This window comes from Pseudomonas sp. NPDC087690 (genome assembly GCF_044743175.1).
Lineage (GTDB): Bacteria > Pseudomonadota > Gammaproteobacteria > Pseudomonadales > Pseudomonadaceae > Aquipseudomonas.
This window is the reverse complement of sequence record NZ_JBIUVX010000055.1, coordinates 1-24,008: the sequence shown is the minus strand read 5'-3', so window position 1 is coordinate 24,008 and position 24,008 is coordinate 1. Positions and strand designations below refer to the sequence as shown.

Here is a 24,008-nt window from a genome sequence, read left to right as displayed (position 1 = left end):
GTCCCGACTGTGCGGCGCGACACCCGCCGTGAAACCCTGGCGCGCCCTGGGTGTGACCGGCGACCTGGCCAACAAGCCGGTTCAGCTGTTCGGTCGTAACTCGGTATCCGGCACCTACGGCTACTTCAAAGAAGAAGCCCTGTGCAAAGGCGACTACAAACCAAACGTCAACGAACAACCAGGTTCGGCGTCGGTGGTGCAGTCGATCAGCTCCTCGCTGAACGGCATCGGTTACTCGGGCATCGGTTACAAGACCGCCAGTGTGAAAACCGTGCCATTGGCCAAGAAAGGCAGCACTGACTTCATCGAAGACACCGAAGAAAACGCCCTGAACGGCAAATACCCGCTGTCGCGTTTCCTCTACGTTTACGTCAACAAAGCCCCGAACAAGCCTCTGGCTCCGCTGGAAGCCGAGTTCGTGAAACTGGTGCTGTCGAAACAGGGCCAGGAAGTTGTGGTGAAAGACGGTTACATCCCACTGCCAGCCAAGGTTGCTGCAAAAGCACTGGCTGACCTGGGTCTGCAGGAAGGCGGCGCTGTCGCAAAGAAGTAACAAATTGAGTCCAGGGTGAACCCCACCGGACTCAGGTAAAAGGCCGGATCTGCACGCAGGCCGGCCTTTTCCATACCTCAAATTTTTGATCCTCTGCCAGTCCCGCTGGCGGTGGATTTGCTGCGTCACTGCATTGTCATCTTTCTGTCATACAGGATCGCTAGGGTGAGCGCATGAATGATCTGGCCAATTCCCAAATGACTACTAATCCTCCCAAGCGCATTGATTTCAATACGCCTGAGCTGCAACGCAAGCGCCGCATTCGCGCGCTCAAGGATCGCTTCACTCGCTGGTACGTCCTCGTTGGCGGTCTCGCGGTGCTGGCAGCCATTACCCTGATCTTTTTCTTCCTCGCCTACGTGGTTGCGCCGCTGTTCCAGGGTGCCGACCTGACCGCGAAAGACTCGATCACCCCGGCCTGGATGCAGGACGCCGGCAAGCCGCTGATGATTTCGCTCGAAGAGCAGAATCAGGTGGCCATGCGTGTTTCCGACAAAGGTCAGGCATTGTTCTTTGATATCGACAGTGGCGCTGAGCTGAAGCGCGTCGATCTGCCGGTTCCTGCCGGTGCCACCGTGACCTCCATTGGTGAAGACCAGCCAGGCCATCCGCTGGTGGCCGTGGGCCTGTCCAACGGCCAGGCGCTGGTGTTCCGTCACACCTATAAAGTCAGCTACCCCGATGGCAAGAAAACCATCAGCCCGGCCATCGAATATCCGTATGGCGAGGCACCAATCGCGCTGAACGAAGCCGGCGGCGCGCTTGAGCATGTCAGCTTGAATGCCACCGACACGACCCTGATGCTGGTCGGCTCGACCGGCTCGCAACTCAATGTGCTGTCGCTGACCAGCGAAGAAAACATGATGACCGGCGAAGTCACCAACGAGCAGAAGCGTATCGATCTGCCGCAGATGACCGAGCCGGTGAAAAACATCTTCGTCGACCCGCGCCAACAGTGGCTGTACGTGGTCAACGGTCGCGCGCAGGCTGACGTGTTCAGCCTGCGCGACAAGAGCCTCAACGGTCGCTACAAACTGCTGGAAAACGCTGATGCCGAAGTCACTGCGACCGCGCAACTGGTCGGTGGCATCTCGCTGATCGTCGGTGACTCCAAGGGTGGTCTGGCGCAGTGGTTCATGGCCCGTGACACCGATGGCGAGCTGCGTCTGAAGCAGATCCGCACCTTCCAGATGGGCACCACGCCGATCGTTGAAATCACCGCCGAAGAGCGTCGCAAAGGCTTCCTTGCACTGGATGCCAGCGGCAAGCTCGGTGTGTTCCATAGCACCGCGCACCGCACCTTGCTGGTCGATCAGGTGGTCGAAGGCCAAGGCCTGTTCGGTCTGTCGCCACGCGCTAACCGCGTGATCGTCGAAGCCGACGGCAAGCTGCAACCGCTGTTGCTCGACAACCCGCACCCGGAAGTATCGTGGAGCGCGCTGTGGAGCAAGGTCTGGTACGAGAACTACGACGAACCTAAATACGTCTGGCAATCGACTGCGGCCAACACCGATTTCGAACCGAAACTGAGCCTCTCACCGCTGACCTTCGGCACCCTGAAAGCCGCGTTCTACGCGATGCTGCTGGCCGCGCCGCTGGCGGTTGCTGCTGCAATCTACACCGCTTACTTCATGGCCCCGGGCATGCGCCGCAAGGTCAAACCGGTGATCGAGCTGATGGAAGCGATGCCGACGGTGATCCTCGGCTTCTTCGCTGGCTTGTTCCTCGCACCGTATGTAGAAGGGCATCTGCCGGGTATTTTCAGCCTGCTGATGCTGTTGCCGATCGGCATTCTGGTCGCCGGTTTCACCTTCAGCCGTCTGCCTGAATCGATCCGCCTGAAAGTCCCGGATGGCTGGGAAAGTGCGCTGTTGATCCCGGTGATTCTGTTTGTGGGCTGGCTGTCGCTGTACATGAGTCCGTTCATGGAGAACTGGTTCTTTGGCGGTGACATGCGCATGTGGATCTCCCACGACCTGGGCATCACCTACGACCAGCGCAACGCTCTGGTGGTCGGTCTGGCCATGGGTTTTGCGGTGATCCCGAACATCTACTCGATTGCTGAAGACGCCGTGTTCAGTGTGCCGCGCGGCCTGACCCTTGGCTCGCTGGCCCTCGGTGCCACACCGTGGCAGACCATGACTCGCGTGGTGATCCTGACCGCCAGCCCGGGGATCTTCTCGGCGCTGATGATCGGCATGGGCCGTGCGGTCGGCGAAACCATGATCGTGCTGATGGCCACCGGCAACACCCCGGTCATGGAAATGAACCTGTTCGAAGGCCTGCGTACCCTGGCCGCCAACGTTGCGGTGGAAATGCCCGAGTCGGAAGTCGGCGGCAGCCACTACCGCGTGCTGTTCCTCTCGGCGCTGGTGTTGCTGTTGTTCACCTTCGTCATGAACACCCTGGCAGAACTGATTCGTCAGCGTCTGCGCAAGAAATACTCGTCGCTTTAAGCAAAGGTAGAAGTCTGTGAAACAGAACTCCCTGAAAGGATGGTTCAAGAGCGGCGCCCCGGGCGTCTGGATCAGCGGTGGCGCGGTGTCCATCGCGGTCATCATGACCATTGGCCTGTTGGCCGTGATTGCCGTGCGCGGTCTGGGTCACTTCTGGCCGGCGGACCTGGTCCATGCCAATTACGACGTACCGGGCCAGGCCAATCACCTGGTCATCGGTGAAGTGGTACAGAAAGAAGAAGTGCCCCGTGCCCGTCTGAAGAGCGCCGGTTTGCCGGTGCCCGATGAAGGCCCGGAATTCATGACCCGCGAGCTGATCAAGGTCGGCAACCGTGATTTGAACGGCAACGACTTCACCTGGATCGTCGGCGAGTGGCTGACCAACCAGACCACGCCGCCGGAGCTGATGGCGATCGAACGTCGCGAGTGGGGCAACTTCTACGGCTACCTGGTCAACGTCAAACAGGACGGCAAGGTCATCGCCGAGGGCGAAGCTGCATGGCCTGAGCTGCAGGCGCGGATCAACCGGGTGAACGGTCTGGCGGCACAGCTGAAGTCGCTGGAAAAGACTGACATCGGTGCAATCAACGCAGGTCTGGAGCGCATCCGTCTGCACGGTCGCAAACTGGAACTGGAAGGCAAGCTCGACGCCACCGCGCAAGCGGACATGGAGTCCGAGCGTGCCGAGCTGAATGCGCGTTATCAGGACATCGAAGCGCGTCTGGCCGACCTGCATGCGCAGTTCAACCGCGATGCCCTGACCGCTCGCGATGCCAACGGCAAAGAGATCGAAATCGGTCTGGGCAAAGTGGTTCACGCCTACCAGCCAAACGCGATGAGCACCTTTACCAAAGTCGGTTTCTACTTCAGCAAGATCTGGGAATTCCTTTCGGACGACCCGCGTGAAGCGAACACCGAAGGCGGTATTTTCCCGGCGATCTTCGGCACCGTGATGATGACGTTGATCATGGCGATGATCGTCACCCCGTTCGGCGTGTTGGCAGCGGTGTACCTGCGTGAATACGCCAAGCAGAACACCCTGACGCGGATCATCCGTATCGCGGTGAACAACCTCGCCGGCGTACCGGCGATCGTTTACGGCGTGTTCGGTCTGGGCTTCTTCGTTTATGTGTTGGGTGGTTCGGTTGACCGCTTGTTCTTCCCCGAAGCGCTGCCGGCACCGACCTTCGGTACACCGGGTCTGCTCTGGGCGTCGTTGACGTTGGCACTGCTGGCGGTGCCGGTGGTGATCGTCGCGACCGAGGAAGGTCTGGCACGTATCCCGCGCACCGTGCGCGAAGGCTCGTTGGCCCTCGGCGCTACCAAGGCTGAAACCTTGTGGAAGATCGTCATCCCGATGGCCAGCCCGGCAATGATGACCGGCATGATCCTCGCCGTGGCTCGCGCCGCCGGTGAAGTGGCGCCGCTGATGCTGGTGGGTGTGGTGAAACTGGCGCCGTCGCTGCCGGTGGACGGCAACTACCCGTACCTGCACCTGGACCAGAAGATCATGCACCTGGGCTTCCACATCTATGACGTCGGCTTCCAGAGCCCGAACGTCGAGGCGGCGCGTCCGCTGGTGTACGCCACGGCGCTGTTGCTGGTGTTGGTCATCGCGACCTTGAACCTGTCGGCGGTGTATATCCGTAACCACCTGCGTGAAAAATACAAAGCTTTGGACAGTTAACACAAACCCTGTGGGAGCTGGCTTGCCAGCGATGCAGGCGACGCGGTGTTTCAGTTACACCGCGGTGATGCCATCGCTGGCAAGCCAGCTCCCACAAGGGCCGCGACAAACACTGAATTTGCGTTACCCGCTGGCTAGGCCAGCGGTTCAACAAACCGAATTTGTTAGCACAGGGAGCCTCCCATGCAGCACGAAACACATAGCCACGGCATCAACATGTCTGCCCTGGGCCGCGACAAGCAGAGCCTGAATCTCGAACAGGAAACCGTGGCCATCGAAGTACCGGGCCTGAGCTTGTACTACGGCGAGAAACAAGCGCTGTTCGACGTCAGCATGAACATCCCGAAGCAGCGCGTGACCGCGTTCATCGGTCCGTCCGGCTGCGGCAAGTCGACCTTGCTGCGCACCTTCAACCGCATGAACGATCTGGTTGACGGCTGCCGCGTCGAAGGCGCGATCAACCTGTACGGCAACAACATCTATCGCAAGGGCGAAGACGTGGCTGAGCTGCGTCGTCGCGTCGGCATGGTGTTCCAGAAGCCCAACCCGTTCCCGAAGACCATCTACGAAAACGTCGTTTACGGTCTGCGCATCCAAGGCATCAACAAGAAGCGCATCCTCGACGAAGCGGTCGAGTGGGCGTTGAAAGGTGCGGCGCTGTGGGACGAAGTCAAAGATCGCCTGCATGAGTCGGCTCTCGGCCTGTCCGGTGGTCAGCAACAGCGTCTGGTCATCGCCCGCACCATCGCGGTTGAGCCGGAAGTGCTGCTGCTCGATGAACCGTGCTCGGCCCTCGACCCGATCTCGACCCTGAAAGTCGAAGAGCTGATCTACGAGTTGAAGTCCAAGTTCACCATCGTCATCGTGACCCACAACATGCAACAGGCCGCGCGGGTGTCCGACTACACGGCGTTCATGTACATGGGCAAACTGGTGGAATTCGGCGACACCGATACCCTGTTCACCAATCCGGCGAAGAAGCAGACCGAAGACTACATCACCGGTCGTTATGGCTGACAGTTGCGGGTTATTCACAGAATTGACGCTGCGGCCCACCGCACCTTACCGGACGCTCCAAGGACGCCAACATGATTAGTAAAGAAGGCCTTACCCATCACATCTCCGCGCAGTTCAACGCTGAGCTTGAGGAAGTGCGCAGCCACCTCCTGGCCATGGGCGGGCTGGTCGAGAAGCAGGTCAACGACGCGGTGACCGCGCTGATCGAAGCTGACTCCGGCCTGGCTCAGCAGGTGCGCGAGATCGATGACCAGATCAACCAGATGGAACGCAACATCGACGAAGAATGCCTGCGCATTCTGGCCCGTCGTCAGCCTGCGGCGTCCGACCTGCGTTTGATCATCAGCATTTCCAAGTCGGTGATCGACCTTGAGCGCATCGGTGACGAAGCGACCAAGATCGCCCGTCGCGCCATTCAACTGTGTGAAGAAGGCGAAGCGCCGCGCGGTTACGTCGAGGTTCGCCACATTGGCGATCAGGTGCGCAACATGGTTCGCGATGCACTGGACGCGTTTGCCCGTTTCGACGCCGATCTGGCGTTGTCGGTGGCGCAATACGACAAGATCATCGACCGCGAATACAAGACCGCCCTGCGCGAGCTGGCGACCTACATGATGGAAGACCCGCGCTCTATCTCGCGGGTCTTGAGCATTATCTGGGTGCTGCGTTCGCTGGAGCGTATCGGCGACCACGCGCGCAATATCTCCGAATTGGTCATTTACCTGGTGCGCGGCACCGACGTGCGCCACATGGGCCTCAAGCGCATGAAGGAAGAAGTTGAAGGCACAAGCGGCGAAACCGCTAATGTTCCGGGCAATGCTGACGATAAGTAAGATTGCCTGAGAAAAGCGCCCGGCCCTTTGGCCGGGCGTTTTTGTTTGTGCTTTTCATGGGCAGATTCGAATTAAAAAGCAGCACCCGCGAACGAAAAGTCCCGGCGTGACTGAAGAGTTTTGGCAATGTGCCATCAGCCAGCGTTATGCTTGCCGGGATTTTAATAGGGGTGTTGGATGAGCAAGATCAGTGTGTTGGTCGTGGACGATGCTTCGTTCATTCGTGACCTGGTGAAAAAGTGCCTGCGTAATTACTTCCCGGGGATCCGCACCGAGGACGCCGTCAACGGTAAAAAGGCCCAGGCCATGCTGGCCAGGGAAGCCTTCGACCTGGTCCTGTGCGACTGGGAAATGCCGGAAATGTCCGGTCTCGAACTGCTGACCTGGTGCCGCGAGCAAGACAACCTCAAGACCATGCCGTTCGTCATGGTCACCAGCCGTGGCGACAAGGAAAACGTCGTGCAGGCGATTCAGGCCGGTGTTTCCGGCTACGTCAGCAAGCCGTTCACCAACGAGCAACTGCTGACCAAGGTCAAGCAGGCGCTGAACAAGGTCGGCAAGCTCGACACCCTGATGAACAGCGCGCCAACCAAGATGAACTCGGCGTTCGGCAACGATTCCCTGAGCGCCTTGACCGGCGGCAAGCCTGCCGTGGTCGGCGGCGCTCCGGCAGCGGCGGCGGTCAACCCGTTTGCCAAACCGGTTGCTGCCGCGCCAGCGCCCGCTGCTGCGCCATCCCGTGGCCTGCTCAACAGCCCGCCGGTCAAGGCACCCGCCGCCGCGTCGGCACCGGCCAGTGGCCGAGGTCAGGGCCAATTGCGCCTGCCAAGCGGTACTCAGCAATGCGTGATCAAGGCTCTGAGCATCAAGGAAGCGTTGTTGGTGGTGAAACGCACCGACACCCTGCCGCAGATCCTCGACAGCGCCGTACTCGATCTGGAGCAGGGCGACAACGCTGAAATCGCCCGTCTCAACGGTTACTTGCACGCGGTTGTCGCGTTCGAGCCGAAACCGGACAGCGACTGGCTGCAACTGACCTTCCGTTTCGTCGATCAGGACGCTCAGAAGCTCGACTACATCTCCCGCCTGATCGCACGCGGCACGGCGCAGAAGCACTTCGTTCCGGGCGCGTAATCGGCGTCTGTGAAAAGATCGCAGCCTTCGGCAGCTCCTACATTGGAATGCATTTTCCCTGTAGGAGCTGCCGAAGGCTGCGATCTTTTGCTTTGTGCGCTGGGCAAATTGAAACATCTGTCGACTAGCCTGGTCTGCTTCACCTGCTAGGCTCATTTCCAGGCCTTCCTTTCGACAGACTCTTGCCCATGCTCGCGCGCCTGCTGTTTTTCTGTGGTCTCTTCATGGCCTCCACCTCGGCTGTGGCCATGACCATTTACAAATCCACCGATGCCAACGGCGTGGTCTCGTACAGTGACCGGCCGAGCAAAGGCGCGCAGGTGTTCGTTTTTCAGGACCGCATGGTCGAGCGCCTCGAGCGGCAGGTCTATCTCGACATCAAAAAACAGAAGGGCACTGACGTGGTGTTCGTGCGCAACGATCTGTATGCACCGGTCGAGGTGGCGCTGGCGTTTACCGGGATGAGTAACGTCCGCGGCGCGCCGGCACAAACCATCCGCCGGGTGCTGCCCGCGCGCAGCAATACGCGTCTGGCGCTGCTGACGGCGATTAGCGGTGGCAAACCGTTGGTGTATACGCCGCAGTTCCATTACTCCCTCGGCGACCCCACAGGCACCGCGCAGGGCTATCGCTATCCACTGCCATGGCGTGGCGGACCGTTTCGTCTGAGCCAGGGCGCCAACGGCCAGTACAGCCACTATGGGCCGAAGAACAAGTATGCGATGGACATCGCCATGCCGGTGGGCACGCCGATCATTGCCGCGCGGGCCGGGGTGGTGGTGAAAACCGAAAACGCGCAGAGCGGGCGCGGCAATGATGCCTCCGGCAATTTCGTGCGGGTGCTGCACGATGACGGCACGATGGGCGTGTACCTGCACCTCAAGCAAGGTTCGGTGAGCGTGCGCGAAGGGCAACGGGTAGCGGTGGGCAGTCCGTTGGCGCTGTCCGGTAATACCGGCAACAGCAGCGGCCCGCACCTGCACTTTGTGGTGCAGCGCAATACTGGCGAGGGGCTGGTGTCGATTCCGTATCAGTTCAGCCAGCCGCTGGGGGCGTTGCCCAACTTTGCGCTGGGCAAGCAGTAAAAAGCAAAAGATCGCAGCCTTCGGCAGCTCCTACATTGGAATGCGATCCCCTGTAGGAGCTGCCGAAGGCTGCGATCTTTTAACAGGCAATGCGGTCACCCGCATTGCACTCAATCCAGCATCAACACCTTCGCCAGCACAATCTTCGGCCCTTTCATCTTCTTGATGATGATGCGCAGACCTTCGACTTCCAGCACTTCTTCCTCTTCCGGCACCCGTTTCAGGGTTTCGTAGATCAGTCCGGCAAGGGTTTCCGCTTCAATGTGGTCAAGGTCGATGCCCAGCAGGCGTTCCACCTTGAACAGCGGCGTATCACCGCGAACCAAAAGCTTGCCCGGCTGATAGGCGAGGATCCCGCGCTCAGCCTTGCGGTGTTCGTCCTGAATGTCGCCGACCAGCACCTCCAGCACGTCTTCCATGGTCAGGTAGCCGATGATGTTGCCGTCAGCCTCCTCGACCACGGCGAAGTGCGAGCCGCCCTTGCGGAACTGCTCCAGCAACTGCGACAGCGGCATATGCCGCGACACGCGCTCCAGCGGACGGGTCAGCTCGGCCAGGTTGAACGACTCGGGAATGTGGTCCAGTGCCGCCAGTTCCAGCAGCAGATCCTTGATGTGCAGCAGGCCGACGAACTCCTGGCGCTCGCTGTCGTACACCGGATAACGGCTGAACTTGTGGCGGCGGAACATCGCCAGGATTTCTTTCAGCGGTGCGTTGAATTCCAGCGTGATCAGGTCTTCGCGGGAGTTGGCCCAGTCGACCACTTCCAGCTCGCCCATCTCGACTGCCGAGGCCAATACGCGCATGCCCTGATCGCTCGGATCCTGGCCACGGCTGGAGTGCAGGATCAGTTTCAGTTCTTCGCGGCTGTAATGGTGTTCATGGTGCGGACCGGGTTCGCCCTGGCCGGCGATGCGCAGAATCGCGTTGGCGCTGGCATTGAGCAGGTAGATCGCCGGGTACATCGCCCAGTAGAACAGGTACAGCGGCACCGCCGTCCACAGCGACAGCAGCTCGGGTTTGCGGATCGCCCAGGATTTCGGGGCCAGTTCGCCGACCACGATGTGCAGGTAGGAAATGATGAAGAACGCAGTGAAGAACGATACGCCCTTGATGATCTCTGGCGACTGCACGCCGACCGCACTCAGCAGCGGCTCGAGAATGTGCGCAAACGCCGGCTCACCGACCCAGCCGAGGCCGAGGGAGGCAAGAGTAATACCGAGTTGACACGCCGAGAGGTACGCATCGAGCTGACTGTGCACGGTGCGCAGGATATGTCCGCGCCAGCCGTTCTGATCAGCGATGGCCTCGACCCGGGTCGAGCGCAGTTTGACCATGGCGAATTCCGCCGCAACGAAGAAGCCGTTGAGCAAAACCAGGATCAGAGCAAAAAGAATCATGCCGAAATCGGCGAATATTGTTGCGAGGGACAAGCCAGGGGAAGGGTCCATGATGGAGTTTTGCGGGTTCCGTGTGATTCAAAAGAGAGAAAAGTCGCGCCTGAAAGGCAGGCACAAGTCAGCCAATGTAGCGGCTGACCTGGCGATTGCCTAGTGCGACATTACTCAGCGGTGCTGATCGCCCGTGCGCTGGCCACTTGCGCCGGGGCGAAATGGCAGGTGAAGGTGCTGCCATGACCGGGCACGCTGCTGATCTCCATGCGCGCGCGGTGGCGCAGCAACACGTGTTTGACGATGGCCAGGCCAAGGCCGGTGCCGCCGGTGTTGGAGTTGCGGCTGGAGTCGACGCGGTAGAAGCGTTCGGTCAGGCGCGGCAGATGTTTGCTGTCGATGCCGATCCCGGAATCCTGCACGCTCAGGTGTGCGCCCTGATCGTCGCCCCACCAGCGAATGCGGATGTTGCCCTCGGCCGGGGTGTACTTCACGGCGTTGAACACCAGATTGGAAAACGCGCTGCGCAATTCCGCCTCGCTACCCTTGAGCAGGAGGCCGGCGTCGGCTTCGAGGGTGATGCGTTGATTCTTCGAGCCGGACAATTGCTGCGCATCGCTTTTGATCGATTGCAGCAAGGTGTCGACCTGCACGGGTTGGTTGTCCGACGGGTAATCGGTGGCTTCCAGTTTCGCCAGCAACAACAAATCGTTGAGCAGCGTCTGCATGCGCCCGCCCTGTTGTTGCATTTGCTGCAGGGCGCGGCTCCAGCGCGGATTCACTTCCTCGACGTTGTCGAGCAGGGTTTCCAGATAGCCGCAGATCACCGTTAGCGGCGTGCGCAATTCGTGGGAGACGTTGGCGATGAAGTCTTTGCGCATCTGCTCCAGCTGATGGATGCGCGTAACGTCGCGCACCAGCATCAAGTGCTCGTTGTTGCCGTAGCGGGTCAGGTACAGCTGAATGCGTACGCGATCATTGGTCGGCGAGGGGATTTCCAGCGGTTCGGCGTAGCTGTCCTGCTCGAAATATTCCTTGAAGCGCGGATGCCGCACCAGGTTGGTTACCGGTTGACCACTGTCTTGCGGGGTCTTGAGGCCGAGCAGGGTTTCAGCAGCGCGGTTCCACCATTCCAGGTTGCCGTCGCTGTCGAGCATGATCACCGCGTCTTTCAGCGCTGCGGTGGACTCCTGCACCCGGTCGATCACCGCCTGCAAGCGCCCGCGCACGCGTTGGTCGCGGCGTTGCAGGTGGTAGATGCTGTCGAACACTTCGCCCCACAGGCCATAGCCGTCGGGCGGTGCTTCATCGGGTTGGTGCTGACGCAGCCACTCGTGCAGCCGCAGCAATTGCTTGAGCGTCCAGCCCAGATAAATCCCCAGTCCCGCCGCGAGGCTCCAGCCGTAATAGCCGGTGATCAGGCCGATCACCAGGCAAGCGGTGACCAGCAACAGCATGTGGCGAATCAGGGTGCCATGCCAGTTTTGATTCACGGAGCGTCCTTACGCAGCTTCGAGTTTCAAGCCGCAAGCTTCAAGCTAAAGCGGATCGGCTTTTACTTGCCGCTTATAGCTAGAAGCTTGCAGCTGCTTTTTTATGCCTTGGTGGAAAACCGGTAGCCGGTGCCGCGCACGGTTTGTACCAGATTTTCGTAGGCGTCGCCGAGGGCCTTGCGCAGGCGGCGTATGTGCACGTCGACGGTGCGCTCTTCAACGTAGACGTTGCCGCCCCAGACCTGATCGAGCAACTGGCCACGGGTATAGGCGCGTTCCTGGTGGGTCATGAAGAATTGCAGCAGACGGTATTCGGTCGGGCCCATCTCGGCGGGTTTGCCGTCGATGGTCACGCGGTGGCTGATCGGGTCGAGCAGCAGGCCGCCGACTTCGATCGGCGCTTCGCCATCGGTCGGACCGGCGCGGCGCAGCACCGCTTTGAGACGGGCAACCAGTTCACGCGGGGAAAACGGTTTGGTGATGTAGTCGTCGGCGCCGACTTCCAGACCCTGGATCTTGTTGTCCTCTTCGCCCTTGGCGGTGAGCATGATGATCGGGATGTCCCCGGTCAGCTCATCGCGTTTCAAGCGGCGGGCCAGTTCGATGCCGGAGGTGCCGGGCAGCATCCAGTCGAGCAGGATAAGGTCCGGCTTGCGGTCGACGATGATGGCGTGTGCCTGCTGCGAGTTCTCTGCCTCAAGGCAGTCATAGCCGGCCATTTCCAACGCAACGGCGATCATTTAGAGAATGGGCGCTACGTCGTCGACGATCAGAATGCTCCTGCCAACCATGCCTTAATCCTCTTGTCATTTAACTGTCTTGCGCCGCATTAGATAACGGAATTATTGCAGTCGTGTGACAGTATTTTAGTCCGGCGGCGATTGGACGAATCCTGAACTAAGCTCTTAGTCCGAATCCTGACAACCACAAAAGAAGGTTTCCATGACTCAAATGACTGTTTCTTTCAAAGCACTGCTGATGGCTGCCGCCCTGACGCTGCCTGGATTTGCACTGGCTGCGGATCCGGCGATGGAGAAGGACGGCATGTACACCGATCACAAGGGCATGACCCTGTATACCTTCGCCAAGGACTCTGCCGGCAAATCCGCTTGTAACGACAAATGCGCTGCGAATTGGCCGCCGTTGAAGGCTGAGGCCGGCGATAAGTCGATGGGCGACTGGACGGTGATCAAGCGTGACGACGGCTCAATGCAATGGGCTTACCAAGGCATGCCGCTGTACACCTTCGTGATGGACAAGAAAGCCGGTGACATGACCGGTGACGGCAAAATGGACGGCGCGTGGAAAGTCGCCAAAGCCAAATAAACGCGGTCCCCCTGTAGGAGTGAGCCTGCTCGCGATAGCGGTGTGTCAGTCAGCATTTTCGTTTCTGACACACCGCTATCGCGAGCAGGCTCACTCCTACATTGATTTGTGTTTAACGCAACGCGTAATCCAGCACGATCCCGACGAATATCGCCAACCCGGCCCAATGGTTGTGCAAGAACGCCTTGAAGCAGCGCATCCGGTCGCGATCTCGCGTGTACCAGAACTCCCACGCATAACACCCGGCAGCCACCAGCAAGCCGAGATGGAACCAGACGCCCAACTCGAACTTCGACCCCGCCAGCAACAGACAGCCCAGCGACAGCGCCTGCAAACTCAGGATGATCACCCGATCCGCTTCGCCAAACAGAATCGCCGTCGACTTCACGCCAATCTTCAAGTCGTCATCGCGGTCGGTCATCGCGTAATAGGTGTCGTAACCCACCGTCCACAGCAGGTTGGCGATCCACAGCAGCCACGCCGCCGCCGGCAGCTCGCCGGTTTCGGCGGTGAACGCCATTGGCATGCCCCAGGAGAACGCCGCGCCCAGCACCACTTGCGGGTAATAGGTGTAGCGCTTCATGAACGGATAAGTGAACGCCAGCGCCAGACCGCCCAGCGACAGCCAGATGGTCGGTGCGTTGGTGCACAGCACCAGCAGAAAACTCACACCCATCAACAGCGCGAAGAACACCAAGGCTTCTTTCGAACTGATTCTGCCCGCAGCTAAAGGCCGTTGTGCGGTGCGTTTGACGTGGCCGTCGACCTTGCGATCCGCCCAGTCATTGATCACGCAGCCACCGGCGCGGGTCAGCACCACGCCGAGGACGAAAATCACCACGTTGGCCAACGACGGCGAGCCTTTGCCGGCAATCCACAACGCCCACAGCGTCGGCCACAGCAGCAGATAGATGCCGATCGGCTTGTCCATGCGCGTCAACTGAATGAAATCCCACGCGCGCGGGTTCAAGCGGTTCAGGGACTTGAGCAGGCTTTGATACATCAGCAGTTCTCCGGATGGGCGCCGGCGGCGCTCCACAGGCTCGGCAGAAAGATTTCCGCCACCAGTACGCTCAGCGCGCCACGGTCGAACCGGGAGCGACGTCCCCATAAACCGGGCGCTTTGGCGGCCTGCGGCAACCATTCTTCAGGGTAGTGGCAAACTTCGAGGGCGCGGCGCTGGAACGCCTGATCACAAAACAGCAGTTCGCCCAGCGAGCGACTGCCCAGTTCGTCCATGTGCAAACCGTCGCCCTGCAGAGCGGCGCGCGAGGCCACGCTACGGGCGAAGACCCAGGCTTCGCCGTGGCCGCGCAAATACACTTCGCGCACCCAGCCCTCGCTGCCTTCGGCCAGATCCAGCGCAGCGCATTCGTCGGCGCGCAGGGTGTCCCAGCCCTCGAACAATGGCGTGACGCTGAAGCCATCGTTGGACAAACGCGTGAGTCGGCGGGTCAGGGAGCCTTCGTCGAACAACCAGTCCAGCGTCAGCGAATCGGGGAGAGGCGTCAGTCGGTTTTGAGTCAGCCAGAGCGGGGCCGGGCCGGAATTTGTCTGTTGCACAATGAGTCATTATTGGCCGCAAATGAGGCGCCGAGCTTACCATGGCGGGCAGCGACATTGATTGATCCGGGGTGCCATTGCGCCGAACAGGCTTGCATCTGCCCGGCTCCATCAGTACAAAACGCCCTGAGCCGGATGGCAGCGCAACACCCATCGACTATCCGCGCCGGCAATAAGCCTGAACCCTGAGGAAGTACCTGAATGAAAAAGTGGCAATGTGTGGTCTGCGGCCTGATCTACAACGAAGCCGACGGCTGGCCGGATGACGGCATTGCGCCGGGCACCCTGTGGCAGGACGTGCCGGAAGACTGGCTGTGCCCGGACTGCGGCGTCGGCAAGATGGACTTTGAAATGATAGAAATCAACTAAGCAAAACAAGGGAGTAAGGCATGAGCGCACCTGTCGTAATCATTGGCACCGGGCTTGCGGGCTACAACCTGGCCCGCGAGTTTCGCAAGCTTGATAGCGAAACCCCGCTGCTGCTGATCACTGCCGATGACGGCCGCTCTTACTCCAAACCGATGCTCTCTACCGGTTTCGGCAAGAACAAGGACGCCGATGGTCTGAGCATGGCCGAGCCGGGCGCCATGGCCGAGCAGTTGAAGGCCGAGGTGCGCACTCATACGCGCATCAGCGGCATCGACGCTGGCCATAAACGCCTATGGATCGGCGAAGAAGCGGTTTATTACCGTGATCTGATCCTCGCCTGGGGCGCAGAAACCGTGCGCGTGCCGATTGAAGGCGATGGCAGCGATCTGGTGTTCCCGATCAATGACCTCGAAGACTATGCGCGTTTCCGTGCCGCTGCGGCGGGCAAGCGCCGGGTGCTGCTGCTGGGCGCCGGCCTGATCGGCTGTGAATTCGCCAACGACCTGATCCTCGGTGGCTACGACGTGCAACTGGTTGCGCCGTGCGAACAAGTCATGCCGACTCTGCTGCACCCAGCGGCTGCGGCGGCGGTGCAGGCAGGGTTGGAAAGCATTGGTGCGAAATTCCATCTCGGCCCGGTGCTGACCCGCCTGCAAAAAGTCGCTGACGGTCTGGAAGCGCATCTGTCCGACGGTCAGGTCATCCTGTGCGACGTAGTGGTGTCGGCGATCGGCCTGCGTCCACGCATCGATCTGGCGGCAGCCGCCGGCGTACAGGTCAACCGTGGTGTCGTCGTCGATCGTCACCTGAAGACTTCTCACGCCAATATCTACGCCTTGGGTGACTGCGCGGAAGTCGACGGGCTGAATCTGTTGTACGTGATGCCCCTCATGAGCTGTGCGCGAGCGCTGGCACAAACCCTGGCTGGAAACCTTGCGGCGGTGAGCTACGGCCCGATGCCGATTACTGTGAAAACCCCGGTTTGTCCCTTGGTGGTTTCGCCACCGCCACGTGGTAGCGAAGGTGTTTGGACAATCGAAGGGCAGGGCGCCGACATCAAGGCGCTGTGCCACAGCGCCGACGGTCAGTTGCTTGGTTATGCGCTGACCGGCGCCGCGGTGATGGAAAAACTCGCCCTGAACAAACAGCTTCCGGCCTTGCTGGCGTAAATACCGGTCGTTCTGTCGGAATCACCCCGCTTTTGCCCCTACAAAGGTCGCGGGGAGACTGGCGCCGCCGGTATCCGCGTGCCATTCTCACTCCCGTCTGCCGCAGAGTAGAGCCTGCGGCGCCTTGGGCGCTGTTCCAACGAGAACAGCACGGACATAACAACAAAAAACCGTCAAAGGGGCTTCACTAATGCGTAAACCAGAACTCGCCGCTGCAATCGCTGAAAAAGCAGATCTGACCAAAGAACAGGCCAACCGCGTACTCAACGCCGTTCTCGAAGAAATCACCGGCGCTCTGCACCGCAAGGACAGCGTGACGCTGGTAGGCTTCGGCACCTTCCTGCAACGCCACCGCGGCGCCCGCACCGGCAAAAACCCGCAAACCGGCGAACCGGTCAAAATCAAGGCCAGCAACACCGTTGCGTTCAAGCCAGGCAAGTCGTTGAAAGACAGCGTTAATCCATAATTGCGGCGGATCCCCTGAATAGCGGGGGAACACCGTAATAAAAAATGGGCACACCGATTGCGGTCGGGTGCCCATTTTTTGTGGCTGCAAGCCAGGTTATTGGCGGCGGAAGCAGGCTTTGCCGTTGCCAAAATCCACTGCCAGGCAATTTGGCTCAACGGCCAATTGCAGATCTTTGAACAACACAGAAAGATCGCCGTTGGCAGGGTCAGGATAGGCTTGCCAGTCCAGCGTCGCCCATCTAGTTTTCGGCATGACGGTGAACCACTCGATTTCATCAGGAGAATTTTGTGTATGTAAGCCGATTTTCGCCAATGCGTTGTTTGGGGAAAACGGCACTGTCAGCGTGTTTTGCTGCGAGTCTGTCCAAACCTCCTTCAACGTCGAACCGTCTTCGAATTGCCAATGAACTTCCACTGGATGGATCGCAGGTGGTGAGACCGGATCGAAGTGATAAAACGTCAACCAATAGTTATGGTCAACTCGTTCTCGCTCTTCTGGAGTCAGATATTGGCTGGTGGTCGCCAGATCAAATCCGATTGGTTGTTCGAACGTTAAGGGCTGGTTTTTTCGTTTCTTCCAGCCAATGTTGAAGGCTCGGCTGTCCCCCGCGACATCGAACCATTGATAAGCTCCACGATTAGGATCTGTGCCAAAGCCAATTTTTTTCAGCGTTCTCTGGTGATCGTAAGGAAACCAGAGGTCTGTTTGTTGATTCGAGTTCAAGAGCAATTGACCCGGTGGGCCTGAATTGAACTCAAGACTGACCATCACGGGCTTCAGGGGCGGCGGCGGAGGCTGGTGATCGTACCGTAGCTCTAAAACGTAGCTCTCTTTAGCCAACTCATTTTTTTCTCTGTCGGCATATTCCTTGAGTTCGACCAGAGTTCTCTCGCGTGAAAGATTGTAGGAAAGCTTCTTTGCTGGCTGGGCAGCAGGCTCTTGCTCCAGCATGAGAGTGTTTTCCTCGACATACCAGTTTCCCTTGGCGACACCGCCAGCCGATCCGTAGGCGATACCAGCAGAAAAAGTGCCGTCCTTACGCAACAGCAACTCGGCGGCCATTTCCATGGCACCAGACAGGTAGTAATGACCGTCCAGTGGCGAGGTGTCTGCGGATGCGTGGGTAACGGGAAGCCACATCAGCGCAGCGAACAACAGCGGTTTCAATTCCATGAGGTAATGCTCCTTACCAGCTCCCGAAGGGAATGCCGAATTTTTCGATGTAGGCTTTAGATTCAGGTGATAGAGACAGTGCGTACCGCCCCTCGTTTTTTCCTTGATACGGGCCTACCTTCATTACACTCCCTTCGACCCGAGTAATCTCGACAGACTCGAGGCAAGCGGCCCCTAGCCAGACCTTTGCAATACCGCCGGGTGCCAAGCCAATACCCATGTTATCGCGGTAGTCCGTGATCCATTTTCCATCAGCCCTGCAGAAAGCTTTTTCCGGCTTTCGCATGATTTCCCGAGCCGATTCGGAAATGGTGATGTAAGCCTCATAGGTTTGAGGTTCTGCCAGGGATTGCCATCGTACGTAGATCAAGCGGGGCAGGTCGGCGCCGGTGATATCCCGTCCTGCGCCACTTCCGGGGTTTTCTGGCCACCCTGCGGGCGTGCCTTTGTTATCAGCGGGAGCTCTTACCGAAGCAATCCCGGCTCCGGCACGTCGGAATACTCGCTCTCGAATATCCACCACATCGGCGGTTTCAATCCAGACCTCCATGTAGTCCGGTGCTCCAAAGCCAAGGAACCATGGATGCTTGTCCGCAGCTTGGGAGACGTCTAGTCCGCAGCCGGCCAATAATATGCCTAGAAGGAAGTACATTGTTTTCCTGATAGGTCGAGTGAAGTCATTCATGGGGGTGCACCACTCGTTGGTTGTTCTTGGTTGGTCGGTTGATGAAAACAATATTCAAGTCGCTGCTGTTCAAGCCCTTGGCCGCATTCCAGTGAGCAGAGAGATGTATATAGCGGCTACGTAACAATGACCTTTCTTTGATAGTCAGGCCTTCGACGGGAGACTCGCCCAAGGCGTAGGACTGGAGCTTCCTGTGAATGGGGACCAACTCTTCGGGCAGATTCAGATTCGGCGTATCTGGGATGACCTTGAACGGCACATTTGCTCTGACCGCAAGCTCACGCATGATGCGCAGATACACCAGCGACAGCTCGCTATGTACTGGCCGCTCAATGCTGGTCGCCGCGTAAACCCGCTTTTGAGGATCCGGGCTTGATCTACCATTTGCTGTTGATTGAGTAACGGCTCTTTCCCAAAAATCCACGCGCAAATGACTGCCCGGGAGGTCCTCATCGATGACGCCTTTTGCAAACCAGGCAAATGCTTCTTTCTCGGCAGCAACATAGGCTGCACTGCGGGTCGCGTCCTTGTCTCGGCTGATAGTGCTGGTGATCGGGTTGCTCAGCAGAAGTTTTTCCTTGGCTCTGGGCAAGTAGCCGCCGCCCAGATCCGAGTGAGCGCCGGGCAAAACCAGATCGATGTCGCCCAGGCTGTTGAGTGCAAAGTTCTCGCGATATTCATCGCGCGCAACCAGATGGACTACTTTGTTGGCGCAACCATCAGGCAGCTTTAAATCGAGTCCGGAGTTTCTGCTGTTAGCGCCGGTAAAATCGAACAGCCATGGGTTGGCGATTGCTGCAACGGTGTCAAACAGACCAATGAAATTGATGCTGATGCTCGATTGCGGACGCCAGTCAAAGGTGCTTGAGAGTGCCGGAGAACCTGCTGGAAGCGCATCTGCGAGAATACTGCGCTCGCCTTTGAGAACCTCATTTGCAAAGTGTCGAGCCGCGGCGGCACCACGACTGAAGCCGAAAATATCGAACTCGATCTTTTCTATAAGTAGATTGGGATTCTTACCGATCAGTGAGCGCACTTGACCGATAATTTTTTCAGGGCTCTGCTCCACACGAGCTGATACGCCAGTCTCTCCTCGGCCTGTCGCTTGTGCGTAAAGTGAGTCACCTGCGTCAGCTGTTGTGCCAATACCTTCGATGTACACGCGCAAAGAGGCGTTTCTCGTTTTCTCCGACAGTGTTTCGAAGGAATGATCCGTATACAGCTCATACAGCCGCACAATATTGCTCGCATCATTTCCATAACTGTTGTCCGGCGAACTCCCGTTTCCGTCGTAACCGTAGGTGGCGCAGTGCTGCTGGATCTCTGCAGCCGCTTCCGCGAGATTGGCGTCTGCGGCGTAGCACGCGGCGACCGTCTCGCTGTTGTCCTTGTTATTCCCGGTGCCATCGAAAAACACGCCGATACGCAGAGTAATTCCCCCCGGCGTCTCATCGTCCAGGTCGACTTCTTCCTCCTCTTCCTCGAGCTCTTCCTCTGCACGCGCGTTTACCGCTGGCGCAACGCGTAATGCGCTATCCAGTCCAGGCAGCAGCAGATGGGGGGCTTCACTGTCGTGTGGCTTGCGGCCCGTTTCGATTTCCGTGCTGCTGAAAATGCCGCCCGCATCGATCACTAGGTGATGGCCGCCGGCTTTCAGCGTGATGCTGGCGCCGGCATCCAGCACCACACTGGCGCCGGCCTTCAGGTGCACTTGCTGGCCGGCCTCGATGTCGAGAGACTTTCCAGCCTGGGTGTAACTGCTGCCATTGATGGTTTCGCGGCGTTCGTTGCCCACTTCCAGTTGAAGGCTATTGCCGATTTTCTGTGCCATGTCGCGTTGCGCGCGCAGGTAGATCAGTTCCTGTCCGGCGCGATCTTCAATCGACAGTTCGTTGTAGCCGCCATTGCGCGGCGAGCTTTCGCTGCGCAAGACGGTTCTGGTTTTGTGGTCGGGTAAAGAGTAGGGCGGCGTGGTAACTCTGTTGGCCACACACCCGGTGATCAGCGGTTTGTCCGGGTCACCCTCCAAAAAGGACACCACGACTTCCATGCCGACCCGCGGAATGGTCACGGCTCCAAAATGATCTCCGGCCCAACTGCTCGCCACGCGTACCCAGCAACTGCTGCGCTCACTGTTGAGTTCTTTGCGATCCCAGGGAAGTTCGATCTTCACGCGACCTAACTCATCGCAGTAAATCTCTTCGTCTTCGGGGCCGGTGACCCGTGCGGTCTGGATCACCAGCGGGCGGCGTGGTGCAGGCAGCGGTGGCCGGAAAACCACCTCAGCGGGAATCACGCTAAAGCGATTTCGGTAGCCTTGGGTGAAACCATCGGCGGTTTTGACGTCGCTGGGGCCGAACTCCTCAAGCACTTGTGGCTGTCGGCCTTCATGGCTGACGCTGAGCAAAAGCCACAGGTCGTTGCACTTTTTACGCGGGTGTCCGGTCAGCTCAAACAGGTGGCCACAACGCAGATTCGTCTGATCGCTTTCGCCGTCGCCCAGTTCGTAATCGCTACGGTGGCGCTCGAGTGCCTGCCGAGCAATTTGCTTGCCGCGCCTTTCGTTCTCGATCAGCAGCGGATAAAAGTAGTCCTCCAGCGTTGGAGTGAATCCGGCGGTGAAGCTGCTTTCAAGCAACAGGCTCGGGCGTTTCAGGTCGTAGTCACGACGGGTGACGGTGCTCGTGCGCGTACTGTTGCGCACCCAGAATCGGCTGATAACCTGATGCTCGGCCACCATGCCGGATTTCTGCAGATATGGCAGCGCGGCCAACTTGGGGAGAAACACCCGGTCATCGGTGAACACCAGCAAATGGCCGTCCGCCGAATGCTGGTGATGCCAGGCGATCCCGTCTTCAGCGCACAGCCTCTGGATAAATTCAAAGTCGCTTTCCGCGTACTGAGTGCAATAGTCGCGTGGCGGGTTCGGGGTGACATGAAAAGTGAACGCATCACCTTGAATACCGTGCTTTTGGAGCACCTGCGCGATGATCTGCGGCACCGTACGCTGCTGGAAAATCCTCTGGTCATGACTGAACTGCAAATAATGCAAGGCAGGCACTAGCTTCAGCTCATAGTGGGTCAGGCGTTTTCCGCTTTCACCGACCCGCACATCTTCAATGCGCCCATGAATACCTTCGTTGTTGAACCCGAATTGCAGAAATGCTGGCTGACTGAGCAGGCCTTCCAGATCGATATTCGCTTGTTCACTGATCAGTTCGACCCGGATGGCGTACAGGCAGCTGATGGCTTCATCACCATCAAATGCGAGCACCTTGAAGTCGTGGCGAACTCCGGGAATCTGCAGGGTAAAAGGCGCGCAACTGCCCGTGCTGAACATACGCTTGTCCTTAAGCAAAATGAGTCGATGCGCGGTGTTTGATCGTCCCTGATCGCCACGCGTAAAAAATTTGCCAAGGCACGCTAGCTGCGGGGGAAATAAATTGATGTAAGAACCGTCTCTGACATTTGTCAGAGTCTTCCGGGTTGTAAGGTGTTGTATGAATTGAAGGAAATGACTTAGGAGGGAGAGTTCGATAACTATTGAATTAGCACGAATGTGCAGTGTTTCCGGCCTGCTGAAAGTTTCACAAAGTAATTTGCCATCAAATTGATGGCACTTTTCCCATATGTCATTGTCTTCGCCGAATTGTTCAAAGAAGCCGATGAATTTTAGGAAGAGTCCTACTTCTATTTTTTTCAAGAGTTGTCATGCTTGCCGCCGTGTATTGGGGTGGGCAAGCGGCAAGATGCCTTTTCGGAGGAACAGAGCCCTCTAGCTCAAGGTTTTGGCGGGGGATAGGAAAATGCGGCGAATATAAATGACTCTCAGGGATTCCCTTGCGACATATAGGGCAATCTCCTACAGGCCCCAATGAACACTTCGTCTTGTTGTTTAATCAGATGCTTGCTAGTGGCCATCATTGTGATTACGATGCGCCCACTTGAAAGAGCACATCTCAATTGGATGAGTCGCTGCACCGCTCTTCGATACTGTCCCGCGCCGCGGTTATTCCAACAGGCGCCTGACTGTAATCCTTAATAAAGGCCATGGATGTCCTACTCAAGCAAACTTTCCGCCCATTACCTCGAACTCGCTAAAGTCTCTGTTTCCAAAGAGAATTTCGCGGGCGAAGACGTTCGTTTCTCGAGCGAATTCGAGGCCCTGGAAAGCGAGCTGGCCAAAGCCTCGTCGATGCACGAAAGCGGGCAGATCGACTGGCTGAAAATTCGCGAAAACAGCGAAAATCTGTTGCGTACCCAATCCAAGGATTTGCGTGTCGGCGCCTGGCTGACATGGTCGCTGTACCAGCGCGAATCCTTCCCCGGACTGCTCGCCGGCCTCGGGTTGCTGCACCATCTGTCGGAAAACAACTGGGCCGACGTTCACCCGCTCAAAGCCCGTACCCGTGCCGCCGCCATTGGCTGGCTGGTGCCGCGCCTTGAGCAGGTCATCACTGAAAACATCGCGATCAAGGAACAGTTGCCGATGTTCCGGCAGCTCTCCGAGCACCTGTCCGGTCTCGAAGCGGCGTGTGCTGAGCACTTGGGCGATGATTCGCCGCTGTTGCTGCCGATCTCCCGTCGCCTGAAAACCATGATCCAGCGCGCGGCCGACAATCAGCCGGCCCCCGGTGTGGTCGGTGCGGCAGTGGCGCAGGTCAAACAGGCTGCGAGCCAGTTGCTCACCCCCGGCGCACCGATCGACAACGAACGAGACGCCCATAAAGCTCTGCGCGCCCAGCAGGAAAGCGCTCGGCCGTTGTGCGCATGGTGGCTCAAACAGAAAGCCACCGACCTGCGCGCCCTGCGTCTGAACCGCACGCTGCTGTGGATGACCATCGACGCGGTGCCCGAGCGCAACGCTGAGCAGATCACCGTACTGCGCGGCCTGCCGCTGGAAAAACTCAAGCTCTATCAGGACCGTTTCGATCAGGGTAAATACGCCGACCTGCTGGTGGAACTGGAGGCGAGCCTGGCGAAGGCGCCGTTCTGGTTCGATGGCCAGAGGATGGTCTGGGAATGTCTCCAGAACCTCAACGCCGAGTTGGCAATGCGCGAAGTGGAGATCCACTTCGCGCTTTTGATTCAGCGTCTGCCCGGCATTGTCGAGTTGCGCTTCCATGACGGCGCGCCGTTTGCCGATCCGTCCACCCGGGCGTGGATCGCCGCCAACGTCATGCCGCACCTGCAAAGCGCGAGTGCGCCGCGCAAGGTCGAAAGCGAAAACGTCGAAACCCAGCCGGCCTGGGAAAAAGCCCTCGAAGAAGTTTTGCCGCTGCTGCGCAAGGAAGGCCTGAAGCCTGCCGTGCAGACGCTCAAGCAGGGTTTGCAATCCGCTCACGGTGGCCGCGAACGCTTCTTCTGGCAGTTCGCGCTCGCCCGACTGTGCTTCATGGCCAAGAAATACGAACTGGCCAAGAACCAGCTGGAAACCCTCGATCAGACATTACAGGACTCAGGCCTGCACGCCTGGGAGCCCGATCTTGCATTGGAAGTGCTGCACCTGCTGCACAGTTGCTGCGAGTTGTTGCCGCAGAACCATGCCGTACGTGAACGCAAGGAAGTGATTTATCGCTGGCTGTTGCACCTCGATCTCGAAGTG

20 protein-coding genes are annotated in these 24,008 nt (G+C 58.6%); 12 read left to right on the top strand and 8 right to left on the bottom strand.

What is annotated here, in order from left to right:
* The 7 genes from ACIPIZ_RS27390 to ACIPIZ_RS27360 form a co-directional block, all read left to right on the top strand.
* On the top strand, positions 1-553 hold a 553-nt coding region (locus ACIPIZ_RS27390; protein ID WP_401168552.1), incomplete at its 5' end, for a substrate-binding domain-containing protein.
* A gap of 173 nt (positions 554-726) precedes the next feature.
* The gene (locus ACIPIZ_RS27385; protein ID WP_401168549.1) at positions 727-3,009 is read left to right on the top strand and encodes an ABC transporter permease subunit; all 2,283 of its coding nucleotides are present in this window, start codon (positions 727-729) and stop codon (positions 3,007-3,009) included.
* Between the two features lie 16 nt (positions 3,010-3,025).
* Entirely contained in the window at positions 3,026-4,696 is a 1,671-nt protein-coding gene (pstA, locus tag ACIPIZ_RS27380; RefSeq protein ID WP_038359375.1) for a phosphate ABC transporter permease PstA, read from the top strand.
* A gap of 183 nt (positions 4,697-4,879) precedes the next feature.
* The gene (gene pstB, locus ACIPIZ_RS27375; RefSeq protein WP_105704691.1) at positions 4,880-5,713 is read left to right on the top strand and encodes a phosphate ABC transporter ATP-binding protein PstB; all 834 of its coding nucleotides are present in this window, start codon (positions 4,880-4,882) and stop codon (positions 5,711-5,713) included.
* A gap of 71 nt (positions 5,714-5,784) precedes the next feature.
* Positions 5,785-6,546, top strand: a complete 762-nt coding sequence (gene phoU / locus ACIPIZ_RS27370) for a phosphate signaling complex protein PhoU (protein ID WP_016985766.1) — start codon at positions 5,785-5,787, stop codon at positions 6,544-6,546.
* Between the two features lie 177 nt (positions 6,547-6,723).
* On the top strand, positions 6,724-7,680 hold the full coding sequence (locus ACIPIZ_RS27365; RefSeq protein WP_095119764.1) for a response regulator: 957 nt from the start codon (positions 6,724-6,726) through the stop codon (positions 7,678-7,680).
* A 188-nt stretch (positions 7,681-7,868) separates the two neighbouring features.
* Positions 7,869-8,765, top strand: a complete 897-nt coding sequence (locus tag ACIPIZ_RS27360; RefSeq protein WP_401168544.1) for a peptidoglycan DD-metalloendopeptidase family protein — start codon at positions 7,869-7,871, stop codon at positions 8,763-8,765.
* A 110-nt stretch (positions 8,766-8,875) separates the two neighbouring features.
* On the opposite strand, the gene ACIPIZ_RS27355 is transcribed toward ACIPIZ_RS27360, so the two are convergent.
* The 3 genes from ACIPIZ_RS27355 to phoB all read right to left on the bottom strand — a co-directional run bounded on the left by ACIPIZ_RS27355 (position 8,876) and on the right by phoB (position 12,389).
* Positions 8,876-10,216: a hemolysin family protein gene (locus tag ACIPIZ_RS27355; RefSeq protein ID WP_064389603.1), complete on the bottom strand. Its 1,341-nt coding sequence runs from the start codon at positions 10,214-10,216 to the stop codon at positions 8,876-8,878.
* Between the two features lie 110 nt (positions 10,217-10,326).
* Complete coding sequence (gene phoR / locus ACIPIZ_RS27350; protein WP_236427349.1) at positions 10,327-11,613, bottom strand: phosphate regulon sensor histidine kinase PhoR; 1,287 nt, start codon at positions 11,611-11,613, stop codon at positions 10,327-10,329.
* A 137-nt stretch (positions 11,614-11,750) separates the two neighbouring features.
* Positions 11,751-12,389 carry a phosphate regulon transcriptional regulator PhoB gene (gene phoB, locus ACIPIZ_RS27345; protein WP_401168541.1) on the bottom strand — a complete coding sequence of 213 codons (639 nt, stop codon included), beginning with the start codon at positions 12,387-12,389 and terminating at the stop codon, positions 11,751-11,753.
* 202 nt (positions 12,390-12,591) lie between these two features.
* On the opposite strand from phoB, the gene ACIPIZ_RS27340 reads away from it, so the two are divergent.
* Positions 12,592-12,975: a hypothetical protein gene (locus tag ACIPIZ_RS27340; RefSeq protein WP_064389601.1), complete on the top strand. Its 384-nt coding sequence runs from the start codon at positions 12,592-12,594 to the stop codon at positions 12,973-12,975.
* A 112-nt stretch (positions 12,976-13,087) separates the two neighbouring features.
* Here the strand turns inward: ACIPIZ_RS27340 and ubiA are convergent, their stop codons facing one another.
* Together ubiA and ACIPIZ_RS27330 are read right to left on the bottom strand one after the other, a co-directional pair.
* Positions 13,088-13,978, bottom strand: coding sequence for a 4-hydroxybenzoate octaprenyltransferase (ubiA, locus tag ACIPIZ_RS27335; RefSeq protein ID WP_008078760.1), 891 nt, complete (start codon positions 13,976-13,978; stop codon positions 13,088-13,090).
* Positions 13,978-14,538 carry a chorismate lyase gene (locus ACIPIZ_RS27330; protein ID WP_064389600.1) on the bottom strand — a complete coding sequence of 187 codons (561 nt, stop codon included), beginning with the start codon at positions 14,536-14,538 and terminating at the stop codon, positions 13,978-13,980. The genes ubiA and ACIPIZ_RS27330 overlap by 1 nt, the downstream gene beginning before the upstream one ends.
* Before the next feature lie 201 nt (positions 14,539-14,739).
* On the opposite strand from ACIPIZ_RS27330, the gene ACIPIZ_RS27325 reads away from it, so the two are divergent.
* From ACIPIZ_RS27325 to ACIPIZ_RS27315, 3 genes are all read left to right on the top strand, one after another.
* Positions 14,740-14,907: a rubredoxin gene (locus tag ACIPIZ_RS27325; protein WP_007954349.1), complete on the top strand. Its 168-nt coding sequence runs from the start codon at positions 14,740-14,742 to the stop codon at positions 14,905-14,907.
* Between the two features lie 20 nt (positions 14,908-14,927).
* A complete protein-coding gene (locus ACIPIZ_RS27320) occupies positions 14,928-16,076 on the top strand; it encodes an NAD(P)/FAD-dependent oxidoreductase (RefSeq protein WP_401168538.1) in 1,149 nt (382 codons plus the stop codon).
* Positions 16,077-16,266: 190 nt separating this feature from the next.
* On the top strand, positions 16,267-16,542 hold the full coding sequence (locus ACIPIZ_RS27315) for an HU family DNA-binding protein (protein WP_003213368.1): 276 nt from the start codon (positions 16,267-16,269) through the stop codon (positions 16,540-16,542).
* A gap of 96 nt (positions 16,543-16,638) precedes the next feature.
* Here ACIPIZ_RS27315 and ACIPIZ_RS27310 read toward each other — a convergent pair whose 3' ends face one another.
* From ACIPIZ_RS27310 to tssI, 3 genes are read right to left on the bottom strand one after another with little or no spacing between them, the layout of a single operon-like run.
* Positions 16,639-17,718, bottom strand: coding sequence for a hypothetical protein (locus ACIPIZ_RS27310; RefSeq protein ID WP_177330944.1), 1,080 nt, complete (start codon positions 17,716-17,718; stop codon positions 16,639-16,641).
* A gap of 13 nt (positions 17,719-17,731) precedes the next feature.
* On the bottom strand, positions 17,732-18,403 hold the full coding sequence (locus ACIPIZ_RS27305) for a DUF2931 family protein (RefSeq protein WP_064389598.1): 672 nt from the start codon (positions 18,401-18,403) through the stop codon (positions 17,732-17,734).
* Positions 18,396-21,743, bottom strand: coding sequence for a type VI secretion system tip protein TssI/VgrG (gene tssI / locus ACIPIZ_RS27300; protein ID WP_064389597.1), 3,348 nt, complete (start codon positions 21,741-21,743; stop codon positions 18,396-18,398). The genes ACIPIZ_RS27305 and tssI overlap by 8 nt, the downstream gene beginning before the upstream one ends.
* 714 nt (positions 21,744-22,457) lie before the next feature.
* Between tssI and tssA the strand changes: the two genes are divergently transcribed.
* Positions 22,458-24,008, top strand: a 1,551-nt coding sequence (gene tssA / locus ACIPIZ_RS27295; protein WP_401168534.1) for a type VI secretion system protein TssA, incomplete at its 3' end; no start/stop codon positions are given.